General features: G+C 49.7%; 18 protein-coding genes. 15 read left to right on the top strand and 3 right to left on the bottom strand.

The window, feature by feature from the left end; all coding sequences use genetic code 11:
* Positions 1 to 641 precede the first annotated feature (641 nt).
* Both smbP and V2P20_RS20255 read right to left on the bottom strand, forming a co-directional pair.
* The gene (gene smbP / locus V2P20_RS20260; protein ID WP_331821593.1) at positions 642 to 950 is read right to left on the bottom strand and encodes a small metal-binding protein SmbP; all 309 of its coding nucleotides are present in this window, start codon (positions 948 to 950) and stop codon (positions 642 to 644) included.
* Between the two features lie 95 nt (positions 951 to 1045).
* Complete coding sequence (locus V2P20_RS20255; RefSeq protein WP_331821591.1) at positions 1046 to 1531, bottom strand: PRC-barrel domain-containing protein; 486 nt, start codon at positions 1529 to 1531, stop codon at positions 1046 to 1048.
* 341 nt (positions 1532 to 1872) lie between these two features.
* Between V2P20_RS20255 and V2P20_RS20250 the strand changes: the two genes are divergently transcribed.
* The 12 genes from V2P20_RS20250 (at position 1873) to V2P20_RS20195 (ending at position 9729) form a co-directional block, all read left to right on the top strand.
* The gene (locus tag V2P20_RS20250) at positions 1873 to 2742 is read left to right on the top strand and encodes a hypothetical protein (protein ID WP_331821589.1); all 870 of its coding nucleotides are present in this window, start codon (positions 1873 to 1875) and stop codon (positions 2740 to 2742) included.
* A gap of 76 nt (positions 2743 to 2818) precedes the next feature.
* Positions 2819 to 3367 (top strand): hemerythrin domain-containing protein, encoded by a 549-nt coding sequence (locus V2P20_RS20245; protein ID WP_331821588.1) that lies wholly within the window; start codon positions 2819 to 2821, stop codon positions 3365 to 3367.
* Between the two features lie 438 nt (positions 3368 to 3805).
* Positions 3806 to 4072, top strand: coding sequence for a four-helix bundle copper-binding protein (locus V2P20_RS20240; protein ID WP_331821586.1), 267 nt, complete (start codon positions 3806 to 3808; stop codon positions 4070 to 4072).
* A 390-nt stretch (positions 4073 to 4462) separates the two neighbouring features.
* Complete coding sequence (locus V2P20_RS20235; protein ID WP_331821584.1) at positions 4463 to 4912, top strand: hypothetical protein; 450 nt, start codon at positions 4463 to 4465, stop codon at positions 4910 to 4912.
* A 636-nt stretch (positions 4913 to 5548) separates the two neighbouring features.
* Entirely contained in the window at positions 5549 to 5674 is a 126-nt protein-coding gene (locus V2P20_RS20230) for a DUF3096 domain-containing protein (protein WP_268120802.1), read from the top strand.
* 68 nt (positions 5675 to 5742) lie between these two features.
* Positions 5743 to 5901, top strand: coding sequence for a DUF3309 family protein (locus V2P20_RS20225; RefSeq protein ID WP_331821582.1), 159 nt, complete (start codon positions 5743 to 5745; stop codon positions 5899 to 5901).
* 103 nt (positions 5902 to 6004) lie between these two features.
* Positions 6005 to 6445 carry a BON domain-containing protein gene (locus V2P20_RS20220; protein WP_331821580.1) on the top strand — a complete coding sequence of 147 codons (441 nt, stop codon included), beginning with the start codon at positions 6005 to 6007 and terminating at the stop codon, positions 6443 to 6445.
* Between the two features lie 272 nt (positions 6446 to 6717).
* Positions 6718 to 6900, top strand: coding sequence for a hypothetical protein (locus V2P20_RS20215; RefSeq protein WP_331821578.1), 183 nt, complete (start codon positions 6718 to 6720; stop codon positions 6898 to 6900).
* A 73-nt stretch (positions 6901 to 6973) separates the two neighbouring features.
* The gene (locus V2P20_RS20210) at positions 6974 to 7267 is read left to right on the top strand and encodes an ATP synthase subunit I (protein ID WP_331821576.1); all 294 of its coding nucleotides are present in this window, start codon (positions 6974 to 6976) and stop codon (positions 7265 to 7267) included.
* A gap of 83 nt (positions 7268 to 7350) precedes the next feature.
* Positions 7351 to 7896, top strand: coding sequence for a gluconokinase, GntK/IdnK-type (locus tag V2P20_RS20205; protein WP_331821574.1), 546 nt, complete (start codon positions 7351 to 7353; stop codon positions 7894 to 7896).
* Between the two features lie 128 nt (positions 7897 to 8024).
* Complete coding sequence (locus V2P20_RS20200; protein WP_331821572.1) at positions 8025 to 8870, top strand: SMP-30/gluconolactonase/LRE family protein; 846 nt, start codon at positions 8025 to 8027, stop codon at positions 8868 to 8870.
* Positions 8871 to 8913: 43 nt separating this feature from the next.
* Positions 8914 to 9729 (top strand): SDR family oxidoreductase, encoded by an 816-nt coding sequence (locus tag V2P20_RS20195; protein ID WP_331821571.1) that lies wholly within the window; start codon positions 8914 to 8916, stop codon positions 9727 to 9729.
* 296 nt (positions 9730 to 10025) lie between these two features.
* Here V2P20_RS20195 and V2P20_RS20190 read toward each other — a convergent pair whose 3' ends face one another.
* On the bottom strand, positions 10026 to 10331 hold the full coding sequence (locus V2P20_RS20190) for a hypothetical protein (protein ID WP_331821569.1): 306 nt from the start codon (positions 10329 to 10331) through the stop codon (positions 10026 to 10028).
* A gap of 338 nt (positions 10332 to 10669) precedes the next feature.
* On the opposite strand from V2P20_RS20190, the gene cas3 reads away from it, so the two are divergent.
* From cas3 to casB, 3 genes are read left to right on the top strand one after another with little or no spacing between them, the layout of a single operon-like run.
* A complete protein-coding gene (gene cas3, locus V2P20_RS20185; RefSeq protein WP_331821567.1) occupies positions 10670 to 13375 on the top strand; it encodes a CRISPR-associated helicase Cas3' in 2706 nt (901 codons plus the stop codon).
* Complete coding sequence (casA, locus tag V2P20_RS20180) at positions 13372 to 15060, top strand: type I-E CRISPR-associated protein Cse1/CasA (protein WP_331821565.1); 1689 nt, start codon at positions 13372 to 13374, stop codon at positions 15058 to 15060. The genes cas3 and casA overlap by 4 nt, the downstream gene beginning before the upstream one ends.
* Entirely contained in the window at positions 15050 to 15616 is a 567-nt protein-coding gene (gene casB / locus V2P20_RS20175) for a type I-E CRISPR-associated protein Cse2/CasB (RefSeq protein ID WP_331821563.1), read from the top strand. The genes casA and casB overlap by 11 nt, the downstream gene beginning before the upstream one ends.

The following is a 15616-nucleotide window of genomic DNA, read 5'->3' as shown; positions in this document are numbered from 1 at the left end:
TGCTGTTACGACTTTTCGACAAGTTAGGCCTGAGCAGAGATTGCGAAAAAATAGCCCAACTATTTGACGAATTCAGTGACTACGGGACGATTGCCGCATAAAAGTGTCCGAACTATTGTTTGAAGTAACCTTGTTTTATCTCTCCATTATAAATCTTTAACTGATGTTACGCCGTTGCAGGGTCGGATTCACTTGTGCCCTTGGGTATTCGGCCGGGGCAAACGACGGTGCACCGGCTTAGGTAGTGCGAATACCCAAGGGCACAAGTGAATCCGACCCTGCGGGCAGGCCCGAATGCTCCTGGAGCGCTTACCATTGGGTTCGCCCCGAGATTCAAGCTTCGGGGCGTGTTCGCAGTAAAACTAAAACAGAGACCGATCCGTGCGTAACATCAGATCATTAAGAAATCAGGCTAACGAATGCTGTTAGGGGCATTGGCATTAAAAATAGCCAAACGCATAAATAATAACGGACAAAAAAAACCTCGGGACAAAAACCGAGGCCGTATTCACGCTAAGGATTAACTGCGTGATAGGTGGTAGGAGGCACCCCAAGAATTAATGGTTGACCACACTCCTGAAATTTCTTAAGAACAACAATAATCTAATTTCTGCCGCTGTTCTGTTCTAACCAAAATGGTTTTATTGAGCGGCTTTAAGATGTGTAACCGCTTCTTCAGCGGCTTTTTTGGCCATATCGTCATGGCCCATCTTGCCGTGTTCTATGACGCTTTCCAGACTTTTTATGCCTGCGTCGAGATGTTCATCGGCAGTCTTCGCATGAGTTTTAGATTGCTCGGCATGTTGGGCGGCAGTCTTTGCATCGGAGGCCTTAGCCGCAGCCTCGGCATGCTTGAGCGCTTCCTTAATGTGATTTTCCGCTGCGTAGGCGCCCAAAGAGCCTAAACACAGAATGGCACCTGCCAACAAAGTAGTTAATTTCATGTTCATAATAGATATCCTTCCTGTTGTTTTTATTTTAAAGAAAATATCCTCGGATGACCGAGATAAGAACCGCGCTGCCAAAGCAGCGCGGTATGGAACTGCTAGTGGCGTGTAGACCCGGATTCGCCTGGATGCGCAGATCCCGTTCCAGTTGAATACGGTTGCTGTATAGACTCAGTCGTATACGGTTTTGTTCCATAAAATGAGTGGACTTCTTTTGACCAGGTTTCATCGGCCATGTCGGGCCAGTGGTCCTTATCGAATCCTGGCGCCATTTCCAGGCGTTCCTTGTCGACATCCATTGTGAAACGTTTATTTTTCGTATCCAGTTTTAATGCATCCCAAGGGACTGCGAACAGCTTATCGCCAATTCCCAAGACGCCGCCGAAAGACAGCACAGCGTATGCTACTCTGCCTGATGCCATATCCAGCATGATTTCCTTGATATCGCCCAAATCTTCACCCTTGCTGTTGTAGACGTCGTTGCCAAGCAGCGTATCTGCACCCATGAGCCGTGGGCCAGGGCCTTCATTCACATCTCTATATTTCGTATACATGCCATAAGGATCACGATCTAAATAACTCATGTCAATCTCCTCAATAATAATCAGATTCAATATAACTGGAGCAGTCTCTCCAGTATCTTGATGTAAAAAGATACCCGCAAAACTAAAAATAATCGGTACGCTTTCGCACATAAAAATAAATAAGGCAAAACAAGCCATCAGCCATAGTTATTAGTCATTTTATGTACGTCAGCGTACCGACAGAACCGCTATTTTTTGAGTAATATTTGAGCTTCTATTGATATGGATCTGATATAGACCGAACACGATATGAACCGAGCAGCTATTGGGCATTGCGTAATTGGCTATAGCCAGAATAGATGCTCATCGGTTTCAATTAATTGGTTTTGGAGGACATGGTTATGAGTAATGTACCTTATGAAGAAACGCATGTAAGATCCGGCATATCACCTCGCAGGCCAGGGCGGACCCGATGGATAAAACACGTGTCCTGGGCGTCGGTATTTGCCGGCGTCGCTGTCGCGCTGGGCGTTCAGGTGCTGTTGAGCATGTTGGGCACCGGCATCGGCATGAGCACGATCGATCCGTTACGGGTAGGAGGCACGCCGAGCGCGAGCGCATTCAGTATCGGCGCCGGTTTATGGTGGGTTGTCTCTAGCTTTATTTCGCTGGTTATCGGCGGTTGGGTTGCAGCCCAATTCTCTGGCTATCTGCGTCACCTTGACGGTCTGCTGCATGGCCTGCTGGTCTGGGCGCTGACTACACTGATTACCATTTATTTGTTGGGCAGCGCCATCAGCTCGGTAGTGAGCGGCGCCGGCACCGTACTCAGTTCAGGCTCTCGTGTGATGGCGGAGACCGCGTCCACTGTCGCGCCATGGAACGATATCAAAGAAGACGCAAGATTGGTGCTCTCTCCTCGGGCAGGTAGCACTCGGGTAATGGATTCGGAGTTCAATCTGACGCTGGAACGCTTTTTGACAGCTGACAATACTGGCGCCAAGGAAACCAACCGCACGGCGTTAATCAATCTGTTAGTAGAACGCACGGGCATGAGCATGGATGAAGCGGCAAATCGGGTAAACAGATGGGACAGGACCTATCAGCAATCCGCACAAGAAGCTCGGGAAGCGGCTGACAGCACCGCCAGAGCGGTATCATGGTCGGCCTTATGGGGTTTCATCGTGATCCTGTTGAGCGCCATAGCGGGCGCCTTGGGCGGTATCGTCGGAACACCGATCCCTGATGCAGAGGTTCGTGAAGAGCTTTAATCATCAAGTGGCCAACCTGAAAATCCTGTGACGGAATGCGCGACTCGCTTTTCGTTCTTATTAAGAGGCAAATATTATGAATCAGACAGAGAGGCAATCACCTGGCAGTGGACAGGACGCCATTGCGCTGCTCACTCAGGATCACAATAAAGTGAAAATGCTGTTCGAGGAATTCGAAAAGCTCAAAACAGCTGAGGATGCCGAGGATGAGAAGCTGGATATCGTGCAGGAGATATGCGTGGAGCTGACAATTCATGCAAAGATCGAGGAGGAAATCTTCTATCCGGCCACTATTGAGGCGATTGGTCAATTGGACATCATGGATGAAGCCGTTGTCGAGCATAAAGGAACCAGGGAGCAGATCGAACAATTGGTACTGATGGCTCCCGAGGAAGAGTACTACGATGCTAAAGTCACGGTTCTGAAAGAAATGGTCGAACACCACATCAGGGAAGAAGAAGGCAAGATGTTCCCATTGCTCCAGAAAGCCTCGATCGATCTGGCTGCGCTGGGGCAACGGCTCGGCCAGCGCAAGCAGGAACTCCAGATGGATATGGGCATGATTGGCGCATCGATGTCCAAGGGCCAGGGCAGGGAGCGGACACAGCGCGGTCCAATGCCTTAGTTTCTGTTCCGGGAAATGGCAAGGCCCTGTTTCAATATCGGGCCTTGTCCAAAGCAGCATGGCGGGTTTTCAGTCTGTGTAAAGAACTAACGGATTAGTGGAGCGCGGCCGCGCAAGACGCACCAAAAACTTATCGAAAAATTCGTTTTGCTTATCGCAAAAAGTGTTTTATGTACGGCAACGCACTGACTGTGATTGGTGATCTGATTAAATTATCTTTCAGGTTTTAGACTGAGTGCATATAACGAAGCCTGGTTTTCTATAAAAAGTAGCGCGCCTTTTCAGGCTGCGTTTGTTTTTCTAACCAAATTTTGGAGAATCCCTACTATGTCTTCTATTCAGCCTGGACAAAGAACAGTTTCAACCCCCTCTCACCAATCCATGAAGTCATGTATAGATAGCTGTAATCGTTGCGCCGAGGTTTGTTGGGAAACCGCGATGAACGATTGTCTGGAAATGGGCGGTAAGCACGTCGCACCTGAGCATTTCCGCGTGATGATGGACTGTGCCCAAATCTGTGAAATGTCGGCCAAATTCATGCTCAGCAGTTCCCGTTTCTCCAATCGCACCTGCGAAGTCTGTGCCGAAATCTGCGAGGCTTGCGCTATGGAGTGCGACAGCGTCGGAGATATGGAGGAATGCGCATCTACCTGCCGGGAATGCGCTGACAGCTGCAAACAAATGGTCGGCATGTCAATGCACTGATTCTAAATTGCATGGCATATGGTTCCGGCTTGCTTGAATAAGTTCAGCGATGGATCTGTCGCGCACAAACGGAACATGAAAAATCCTGTGCATCGGATGAGCTAATTGGCAGAAATTTCCTAGCGTTCACCGGCTTCAGCAGGTTCTTTACTCATCTTTATTTTTAAACGCATCCTGGTAAACACATCCTGCGTTTTTACCAGGATGCCCATTCATCCGAATCCCGATAAGAACAGCCGTCTTGACAGTTAAAGGCGAGAACCATCATAAACCTTCTTCAATCAAGGGATTTTTACAGAGGCTAAACAAAAGTCGCTCAGCAATGCTGCATAAAACACTGTTTTTAATTCACATTGAAAGCTTTCAATATTTTCCATAGAGGAGCCTGTCATGAAATCTGTAGAAAAAGTATCGAATACAGTAGTTGCAAAATCAGTGCCCAGCATCAATAAGGTTGAATTTCCCGCAAAAAAACTCTGGCTGCTTTTGCTTTTCGGCGCCAGCCTGATCTATATGGGCAATCCTCCGCATGCAGCTGAAAGTCAAGGCACTGAAAGCCAAGGTTCGGGCAGAGGCACCAAGCCGGCGCCAGGCTATACGGACGATAGAGTACGAGGTCAAGGCAGCAATACGCTGGAACGGGGCAGCAGGAGGATGGAGCAAGGTGTGAAACGTCCCGGCAGCGATCGGACAGGCGAAGGCACTAGCCCAAGTACCGAAGAAATGAACAGAAATCCCGCCCCTGACAGTGAAAATATCAACAGAGATACCACTGGCCCTGGCGGCGACAATATGATGAGAGACGCCATCCCAGGCGGCAGTGGCACCAAGAGAGAATGATATTGATGACAACAGACGAGCGTCCTGCCAGCCGCGTTGGCGACAGGTTCTTCATTCAACTTGCAGCGGACTTTGGCGCCTAAATAGTAATGTTCAGGTGCGAATTCACTTGGGCCTATAGGGGATTCGCACTTAACTATCTTTTTAAAAATAGCAGCGTTTCGGGTCGAATACCCATGGGCACAAGTGAATTCGACCCTAAAGCTGAACTCAAACAACCGTCGCGCCGGCGATACTTTTTAAACCCATCTCAACCAGGACTTGCAGCCGTGGGGATGACTTAGCCCACCGACAGTAGGCGCTCTAGGCGAAGCCGCCATTACAGGTTTTAAAACCACTTGTTTCGGTCGTTGAACAGGCAAACCGCGTAATCAGCTTGCATCTGCCAAACCCGAAATAAATAACCGATCTGTAAAATTTCAATTCTTTAATAACGACTATGTGCGGTATTGTACAGACGCCATTCTTTCATGACGCTACACTGCTCTCAAGCATGGTTCCTGTGCGATAGCCAGAAGTAAAAAATAATGTCATGCAATTTGCCCACAGGCGAGACTGATTTTGATTTTTTTATGATGGAAATGCATGCGCTGGATCTGAAACGCTTGATTCAACAAGGAGGCTCTCATGACTGCCATGAATATTGAACCTGTCCTGGCACTGATAATAGGCATATTGATATTGATTGTGCCCAGGTTTTTAAATTATTTCGTAGCTATATATTTAATTGTCGTTGGCGTCCTGGGACTGATGCATCGGTAGCATTATGTAGATTTCCAAACCGAGGCCCAGCCTTCGGAGTGACGTTCACGTTTTAAAGGAGAACTGCTATGGCAACTAGCACTATATTATTGATCATCTTGGTCTTGATTCTTTTGGGCGCGGTTCCCATTTGGCCTTATAGTCGAGGCTGGGGTTATGGGCCCAGCAGCATACTCGGGCTGGTACTGGTCGTTTTCTTGATTCTGCTCCTGTTAGGGGCGATCTAGGCATCGGATAAAGATTGGCATAAGCAGTAATCCTGATCATGGGATTACTGCGGGGGGAAATGGACGAGGTTTTACATGACCAGAGGACCAGGAGGGCTAGGCCATGAAAACGAAAAATACACATAAAAGAATTAGTCTGTCGGAGAGGGTTCTTGTCATATTGTCAATAGCCAACGGATTGGCTGGCTGCGCCCAGGACGGGTTCGGGCGCGCAGAAAGGACGGACAGGCAGATCGACCAGACGGCTTCAAAAGCGGGTGAAACCGTGCAAGAACCTCAAAGACCGCTAGATGAGCAAACCGAAAAAGCCGGGGCACACATCAATGACGCGGCCATCTCCAATCGCATCAAGAATGACCTTCTTAACGATCCGTTGCTTGCCTTATCCAATATCAATGTCACGACAACCGCCGGCGCGGTTATGCTCAGCGGTATTGTGAACTCACAGCAGGCGATGGACAGGGCCGTGGAAATAGCGCGCCGGCATCCTGATGTGGAATCGGTCGAGAACAAACTGCTCATTAAGGCGCCAAGCAGAATTTAAATGTCGTTTATAGCTTAGGCGCCGCATGAAAATCTGCCGATGTGCAATTCAGCCGAAAGTTCTACTGGCTGGCGCCGTTGGAGCGCGACGGGTGCTGGCCGAATACGATGAGTTATAGGATATCATTAGCATGCTGAATCTGGAGGCGCTGGGCGAAGACGGCCTCGCTACGGTCAACCGAGGGCCGGCCGTGAGCGCATCCTGGCCGATGAATTTGCCCAGACCAATGAGCGGGCGTTATATATGATATGCACGATTGACGAGGTTAAAACATGAGACTGAAACTGCTGGCGCCCAGCCCTATGCTTATCGGCCGGCCGACCCGGAAAATCCTTGCCGAAGCCGAGAGCGGCCCATTCAGCCAGGATCTGCGCCATACCGATTTCATTGCTGCACAGATGTGCGCCGCAATAGGCGCCACAACATCCGGTTTGATCTGGATATGTTCGGGTTAGGCTGTTCCGATCGCGGCCGGCATTGCTTTGGACCACATGAATGCTTGGCGCTGGATCGCCAGGGAGATCGACAATGAATGAAAGCATTTATCCGGGTATCGGCATCATGCTCTGGGGCATCGTGCTGGGGCTTGTTTATTTTGGCGGGCTCTGGATCACGGTGAGCCGTTTGCCTAAGGTGAAACGTCAGGCGTTATGGATGCTGAGCAGTTTTATTCTGCGCAATATACTGGTCGCAGCCGGTTTTTACGCCGTTATCCGATTGGGTTGGCAGTCTGTGCTGTTGTGCCTGGCAGGGCTTCTCGGCGTGAGGTTGGCAATGACCCGGCGCATTAACAAGTCTCTTGAAAAGGGGCCGGTTGGGTGAGAGAAAATATCTGAGAGACTTTAGCGCCTGTTTCGGAAAAAGATGGCTAAAGCTCCTTACAGAACCGATGAAGCAGGAGCAAAATGAAGAACCAATTTGATGCCGGAAAACCTCCTCTAGCCGATTCCCGAGGTTATGTGCTCATCATCGCCGGCGTTTCCGGTGCCGGCAAGACGACTGTGGGTAAAGCATTGGCCGAGCGTTTGAATTGGCTTTTCATTGAAGGCGATGGTTTTCATCCTGCTGCGAATGTCGCAAAGATGCAGCGAGGCGAACCGTTAAATGATGCCGACAGGTTGCCCTGGCTGCTTCGTCTGCGAGATGAAATCAAAACTTGCCTGGCAAAAGGGGAGAAGGCCATTTTGACCTGTTCGGCATTGAAGGAAAGCTACCGCGCGAGGCTGCGCCTGGATCCGGAGCGGGTGCATTTTGTATTTCTTACAGGAAATTATGAAACCCTGCGCAAGCGCATAACGCAACGGCATAATCATTTCATGGGACCGGATCTGCTGGCTAGCCAACTGGATACGCTGGAGCTGCCTGATGATGAATGGGTGGTTGACATCGATCAACCCGTGGCCGCCATCGTAGATTTAATAATGGATCGTTTGATCTCCCGTAAGATGTAGAGAAACCCGTGCCGGGTTTCCGCTAAAGTTCCAGCCCAGCCCCATGCACGGCTTATATGTTAAGTTGTAATTAAAAAACATAATTCTTGTCAAAAATGCGAAGAATTGGTCAAAAGCCAGGAGTATTTATGACGGATGATACCGAAGTACTTGTAACAGGCCTTGTCTTTCCCGAATCGCCGCGCTGGAGAAAGGATCGGCTATGGTTTGCCGACCAGCACGCCAGACGCATCATGACCGTCACGCCGGACGGACGTTCAGAATGCCGGCTCGAAATGGATGACTTGCCGGGCGGCCTGGGCTGGCTGCCTGACGGAACGCCGCTGGTAGTTGCCATGACCGAGCGGGCGGTTTATCGCATAATCGACCATGGGCTGGTCCTGCATGCCGATTTGTCCGATCTGGCCCCGTTCCATTGCAATGACATGATCGTTGCGGCCGACGGCCGGGCTTATGTCGGCAATTTCGGTTACGACCTGCATGGCGGCGCGCCGCCGGTTGAAACCCACCTTATTGCCATTGATCCCGACGGCCAATGCCGGATAACGGCGGAAGGGCTGGTGTTTCCGAACGGCAGCGTCATCACCCCGGACGGCACCACGCTTATCGTGGCGGAAACCTTTGCCTCCCGCCTGACCGCCTTTTTGATCGGCGATGACGGCTTATTGCATTCGCCCCATCTTTGGGCAAGTCTGGGAGATGCGACGCCGGACGGCATCTGCCTCGACAGCGAAGGCGCGCTATGGGTCGCCAGTCCCGGAACGCGTTCGGTGATCCGGGTCAGCCAGGGCGGCGACGTTTTATCCCTTATCCGCCCGGTAGGAATCCCTTATGCCTGCATGCTTGGCGGGCCGGATCGGCGAACCCTGTTCGTGACCACCGCCGAAACGGATGATCCGTATCAGGCCGTGGTCATGAAATCAGGGCGCATAGAAGTTGCCGAGGTAGCCATACCGGGCGCGGGCTTGCCGTAGATTTTCCGCATCACTCCTTCATCAACCGAAACAGGAGCTGAACATGCCTTTAATCATCGAAAAGACACTGAAAGGGCAACGCGCCTTGGTCACCGGCGGCAGCTCCGGCATCGGTGCGGCTGTCGCCCGCGCGCTGGCCGAAGCGGGCGCGCGCGTAGCGATCAATTACCTGTCCGATGCCGAAGACGCGCAGAAACTGGTCGACGAGATTCAGGCCGGCGGCGGTGAGGCTTTTGCCGTGCAGGCCGACGTAAGCCGTGAAGAAGAGGTTAAGCTGATGTTTGAGCTCGCGATCAAACGCTGGGGCAGCCTCGATATTTTGATCGCCAATGCCGGCATTCAGCTCGACTCGGCTTTTACCGAGATGACGCTGGCTCAATGGGACAAGGTACTGGCCGTCAATCTGACCGGCCAGTTTCTCTGCGCGCGCGAAGCGGTCAAGGAATTTTTGCGGCGCGGCCTGATTCCCGAGCTATCCAGCGCTATGGGCAAAATCATCTGCATGTCTTCGGTGCACGATATTATTCCATGGGCCGGGCATGTCAATTATGCCGCCTCAAAAGGCGCGGTGCTCATGTTCATGAAAAGCCTGGCGCAGGAAGTCGCCCATCAGAGAATCCGGGTCAACGCCATTTCGCCGGGGGCGATCCGTACGCCGATCAACCGCTCGGCCTGGGAGACGTCCGAAGCGGAGCGGGAACTGCTTAAACTGATTCCGTATGAGCGCATAGGCGAGCCGATGGATATCGGCCATGCCGCGGTCTGGCTGGCCTCTGACGCTTCCGATTATGTGATCGGCACCACGCTGTACGTTGACGGCGGCATGACGCTGTATCCGGGGTTCCGGGAGGGCGGCTGAACATGAAAGCCTTTCTGTCGCCCGACATCGATGCAGGTAGCCGAGAAAAACGCCCGGCAGCGCCAGAACCGGATCATTGATGAACTGCTTGATGTCGTGTCCGGGGTTGATGCTTTGGGCGGTGAGCTATAAGTTGGGCCAGCGCTTAAAAGCGGCAAATTTAAAGTGATGGGGAGCTGCCCCAAGTACTTTACTTCTGGCGGCAGCTCTCGAATTTAGCTAGGCGATCAACGCTTAGGCCTTAATGCGATAAGAATGAATTGACGTATGCCGAAAAAATGTTTTCGGCATGGCTGTTATTTTTTGATGTTTTGGTAGCCTTCCTCGCTTTCGCGCATGATTTTTTCGCCTTCATCAACCATCCGTCGCCCTTCATTAATTTTTGCCTGACCTTCGGCCTGCAGATTCTGGCCTTGTTCGACCAGTTGCTTGCCTTGTTGCCAGCGGCTGCCTAATTGCGCCATGCCCTGGCTTTCGCGCATCATCTGGTCGCCGGAAAGGATCGGCGAGGGTGGCGGCGCTTGATCGGAGGCGCAACCGATCAGGAGTAAAGGTAAACTGGCGATAGCTAAACTGCGGCGGATGCCGGTATTTTTCTGCATGAGTCTGTTCCCCATCCGGTAAAAAAAACCGGCAATTTTGCATCACCTTGGATAAATTGCAATAATTTTTTCATCAGCCTCTGCTTGGGCGGCTCGGCAATAATCTTGCGGCAGAGGCCTGTTTTTTATTGAGCGTCCGACTCAAGCCGATCATTGTCAGGCGGTTTTTCAAAAATAATTTCCACCTACACGGCAGATCCATCTTCCTGAAGCGCTACTAAAACGGAACATAGATCGATTCGTGCGTACATCAGTAAATAATTAAAAGAACAGCGCCACGGAATGACTCGGTAGGCATGGATAATGGAATTCAGATAAATCACAAGAGGGGGCAGGAAATGTCGAAAGCGTTTTACAGGTATTGGGGCAAGGCAAAATCGGACAAGGAAATCGGGCCGGCTTATCATTTGTTGCCGTATCATTGTCTGGATGTGGCGGCGGTCGGTTGGCAGTTGATGTCTCCCGGTAAGCCTATGGCTGATCAATTGGCAGCACAATTGCAGGTCGAGCCGGAATGGCTGCGAACCTGGTTTGCTTTCTGTCTGGCTTTGCACGACCTGGGCAAATTTGCCAGGGCTTTTCAAGCCCAAAGACAGGATTTGTCGGATGAACTGGTAAAAGCCAACCCAAGAATGACATATTCGGAGCGGCACGACTCTTTGGGTTTTTGCCTTTGGCTTGACGTGTTGCAAGCTAAATGGGCAGATTCGTTGCCGGGTAAAGACGCGAAAGCTTTAGAAACCGCACGCTTGGAACCGTGGCTGGAAATAGTCACCGGTCATCATGGCATGCCGCCCAAAAAAGCATTACGAGTACAGAACTTTTTTGAAGCAGAAGATGAGCAAGCGACGTTCAGCTTCGTGCAAGAAGTTATAAAGCTATTCTTGAGCGATTTTGATTTCCAGCCTTTATCCGGCAGAGCCCTGACCAAAAAGCTAAAACCGGTTTCATGGCAACTGGCTGGAATTGCTGTGTTGGCAGACTGGCTGGGTTCGAATCAGGATCACTTTGGCTATTGTGACAAACCCAAAGATTTGATGGCCTATTGGCGGGAAACAGCCTTGATAAATGCCGGCAGAGCGATTGGCGCTTTGCCGAAAACGCCGGCAGTCAGTGCATTTGAGACTATCGATTCGTTGTTTCCATTCATTACCCAGCCCACACCATTACAACAATATGCCATTAATGAACGGCTCGGCAATCAGCCGCAACTGTTTATCTTGGAAGATGTTACCGGCGCCGGCAAAACCGAAGCGGCTTTGATTTTGACTCAACGTTTGATGGCGCAAGGTTTGGCGGACGGCCTGTATGTCGCCCTGCCGACCATGGCGACAGCCAACGCCATGTATCGAAGATTGCGCAATGTCTACCGCAAGTTTTACAAGGCAGACGACCAGCCATCGTTAGTATTGGCGCATGGCGCGCGCGAGCTATCGCAGGAATTTCAGGATTCGGTGGTTCTGGCTCAACAAGCGCAACTGGACAGCGACTACTTGACCGGCGCCATCGAAGACGACCAGGAACTGAGCGCGACCGCTTACTGCAACGCCTGGCTGGCGGACAGTCGCAAAAAAGCGCTGCTGGCCGATGTCGGCGTCGGTACGCTCGATCAGGCTTTGCTGGCGGTATTGCCGGCGCGGCACCAATCATTACGATTGCTGGGCCTGGGACGCAAGGTCCTGCTGATTGACGAAGTTCACGCCTACGACAGCTATATGCAAAAACTGCTGGCGGCATTGCTGGAGGCGCATGCCAGACAGGGCGGCAGTGTGATTTTGTTGTCGGCGACCCTGCCGCAAAGCATGCGCGAAACCTTGGTCACGGCATTTCACCGTGGACTTGAGCAGCAGTCGACAAGTCTGAACAATCCGGCAGCCTATCCGCTGGCGACGCATACGCCGGCGGAAACCGTCGAACAGGCTATCGATACGCGCACGGAAGTCAAACGGACCGTCAAAATTCAGCGCCTGAGCAGCGAGGATGAAGTCATCGCCAAAATTCATCAGGTCGCTGACGAAGGGCAGTGCGCTTGCTGGATACGCAATACCGTCAAAGCCGCCCGGCAGTCTTATCAGAATCTATTGGACAGCGGCATGCCTACTGATCGCTTGAGTCTGTTTCACAGCCGTTTTGCGATGATGGACCGGCAGGCCATAGAAAACCGCACTCTGGAAATATTCGGGGACAGTTCGGCGCATGCGCATAGAAAAGGCCAGATTCTGATTGCCACGCAAGTGGTCGAACAATCGCTGGATCTGGATTTCGATGTCGTGATCAGCGATCTGGCGCCGATTGATTTGCTGATCCAGCGCGCCGGCCGCTTGCGGCGGCATATTCGCGATGCGCAAGGCAATCGCATCAGAGAAAGCGACGCCGAAGATCGCCGCGGAGCGCCGATTTTTTATCTGTATTCGCCGGAGCCTAACGAAGCGGCTGATGCCGGCTGGCTAAAACCGGATCATGCCGGTACTCAGGCGGTGTATCCGCATCTCGGCCAACTCTGGCTGACGGCGCGTTTACTGGAATGCGGACAGTTCACTATGCCGACCGATGCCCGGGCATTGATCGAAGGCGTCTACTCGGCGGAAGCGCAGGATCAAATACCTGAGGCGCTGCAAGACGCTTCGTTGGATGCCGAGGGCAAAGCCATGGTGCAAAAAAGCATGGCTGATCTTAACGTACTCAAACTCAACAAAGGGTATACTTGGGGAAGTGGCGAGTGGGACGAGGAAACCAAAATCCCTACACGCCTCACCGAAGAGGAAACCGTTTCGGTTGCGCTGGCTGTGTTTGAAGACGGCATACTTAAACCCTATGCCGACGTTGAGCGCTATGCCTGGGCCATGAGCACGGTCAAGCTGCCGGAACGCGAATGGAAGAAGGCTGCCCAGCAAATACCGGCGGACCTCAGACAAAAAATAGAAGACTTAAAAGCAGAACAAAAAGCGCTGCGCTGGACTGAAGTTTTTCCATTAACTGTGGAAACCCGGCATTACTACAGCGCCGAAAACGGTTGGCAAACCGACACAGGGGGGAATGCATGAACCTGATAACCGACCGGTGGATACCGGTTATTCGACAAAACGGGCAAGCGGATATTGTCGCGCCCTGGCAAATCGCCGAAGCCGACAATCCGGTAATGGAAATCAATGCACCGAGACCGGATTTTCAGGGCGCTCTGTACCAGTTCCTGATCGGCCTGTTGCAGACCAGTTTTGCACCGGAGGATGAAGATCAGTGGCTGGATTACTGGCGGCAAATGCCTGATGCGGAAGAATTGAAGGAATGTTTTGGCAAAGTAGCGTTTGTATTTGAATTGGAAAATTCAGGTGGTCCAGCTTTTATGCAGGAACATCCAGATACTAAGAATCACCAAGAGGCCTTTGAAAAGGCTGAATGGTTGCCAATTGAAGATTTAATTGGCGGTGCTTTAAGTGACAATACCAGAAAAGGCAATAAAGATTTATTTGTCAAGTCAGGTGAAATAACAGTTATTTCACCTTATTGGGCAGCCATTGGATTATTTAATATGCAAATTACAGGTGTGTTGGCTTGGGGGCAGCATCGAGTTGGTTTGCGGGGTAATGCGCCATTAACAACCTTGATATTACCGGATCAAACTGCTCAAAGTTTATTATGGAAAAAACTATGGCTAAATATTATTACCGCTGAAGATATTGATTTAATACCTGGGGATTTGGGAAAAAATAAGCCGTCGGATATATTTCCATGGCTTGCAAAAACAAGGATTAGTCCAAATAAAGAACCCACATCTCCATCTGATGCAAACCCGTTACAACACTACTGGCCAATTCCTCGCCGCATAAAATTAAAAATAGAAACCGTTGACGGTATATGTGACTTAACAGGAGAAAAAATTGATAAAGGAGTTTACTTTTACCAGAGGGTGCATGATGGAGTTTATTATACGAATGGTTGGTTACACCCATTAACCCCATATACAAGAGCGACAAAGGATCAATTTCCAAAACCTGTCGATGGTAGCGTAATCGGAGAAGGATTCAGGCAATGGATTTCTCTCAATTATGATGAATATTCGGACGAAGAAAATAAGAAAATGCGTTGGGGGCGCGCCTTAAATGTGAAGCATTTTTACGATAAAAAATTCAATATAAATGTTAATACTAAGCTTTGGTGTTTTGGCTACGATGCAACAAACGCTAACGTCCGGTGCTGGTATGAATCGTTAATGCCTACCTTTGATTTGCCTGCTAGTGATACGGATGCCCTAAAAAGTCACGTTTCTGAAATTCTGCAAATAGCTTATCAACTGCTTGATGAACTAATTTATGTTCTTATTAGAGCTTGGTTTAGACCGCAAATTGATAGTAACGGCAAACAATCATGGAATCATATTAAGAACAGTATTAATAAAGCTGGGCATTTAAGTGCATATAAAAGCATTGATAAAGATTATTGGAGCCAACTTGAGTCTGTATTTCCTCTGATTGTTAGTGAGTTAATTAGTTATGGACAATCTTCAGGTAAACCCCTTCATATTTATAGTTCTTGGTTAAAACAGATTCAAACATATTGTCTTAGATATTTTGATAAATATGCATTGACTGAGACTATCGAAGAAACAGATATGAGGCGGTTAATAGATGCAAAAAATTACTTAACGAATGCTTTATATCCAAATAAAAAAGGTCTCATTAGAGATATTAATGAATTTAATAAAAAACAGGAGAAAGCTCGTGAAGCATGATTTTTTAAATAGCTCGGAGCAGAGTGCTCTTAAAGATTGGTATGATTCATTGGATCATAATCGTGCTGTCCGCGCTCGTTTACGCCGTGCAGAGGACCCGGAAGATATTTTATTAACTGATGCATTTTTTCACTTTTTAAACTTCATGCCTGAAATGTTTCCAAAAGAGTTGATGGAAAACAAATGGCAATTTTCGGAAAAACAGCGATTTTATGTTATTGCCTCAATAGCAGGATTACTTTCTCACGTTAAACAAAATAACGAAATATCAAGTTTTGCTAAGCAGTTAGCCGGTACGGGTAAGGATAGGGCTCCAATGAGTGAGTTGCGTTTTCAACAATTACTTAAAAGCCCGAATCATACTGATTTTTACAGGCGCATGATTAGAGCCATCCGTTTATTAAATGGAAGCGTCAATGTTATTTCATTGGCAAACGATGTCATTCAATGGTTTTGGGAGCATGAACAAAAAGAATCTGATCGTTATCCTTCTAATCGTCTGGCCGTCCGCTGGGCAACCGATTATTTCACCGCTCTACCCAAAAATATAGATTAA

Origin of the sequence: Methylobacter sp. Wu1 (assembly GCF_036553575.1) — a bacterium.
Classification (GTDB): Bacteria; Pseudomonadota; Gammaproteobacteria; order Methylococcales; family Methylomonadaceae; genus Methylobacter.
The sequence above is the reverse complement of the archived record's forward strand: the minus strand, read 5'-3'. Positions and strand labels throughout refer to the sequence as shown.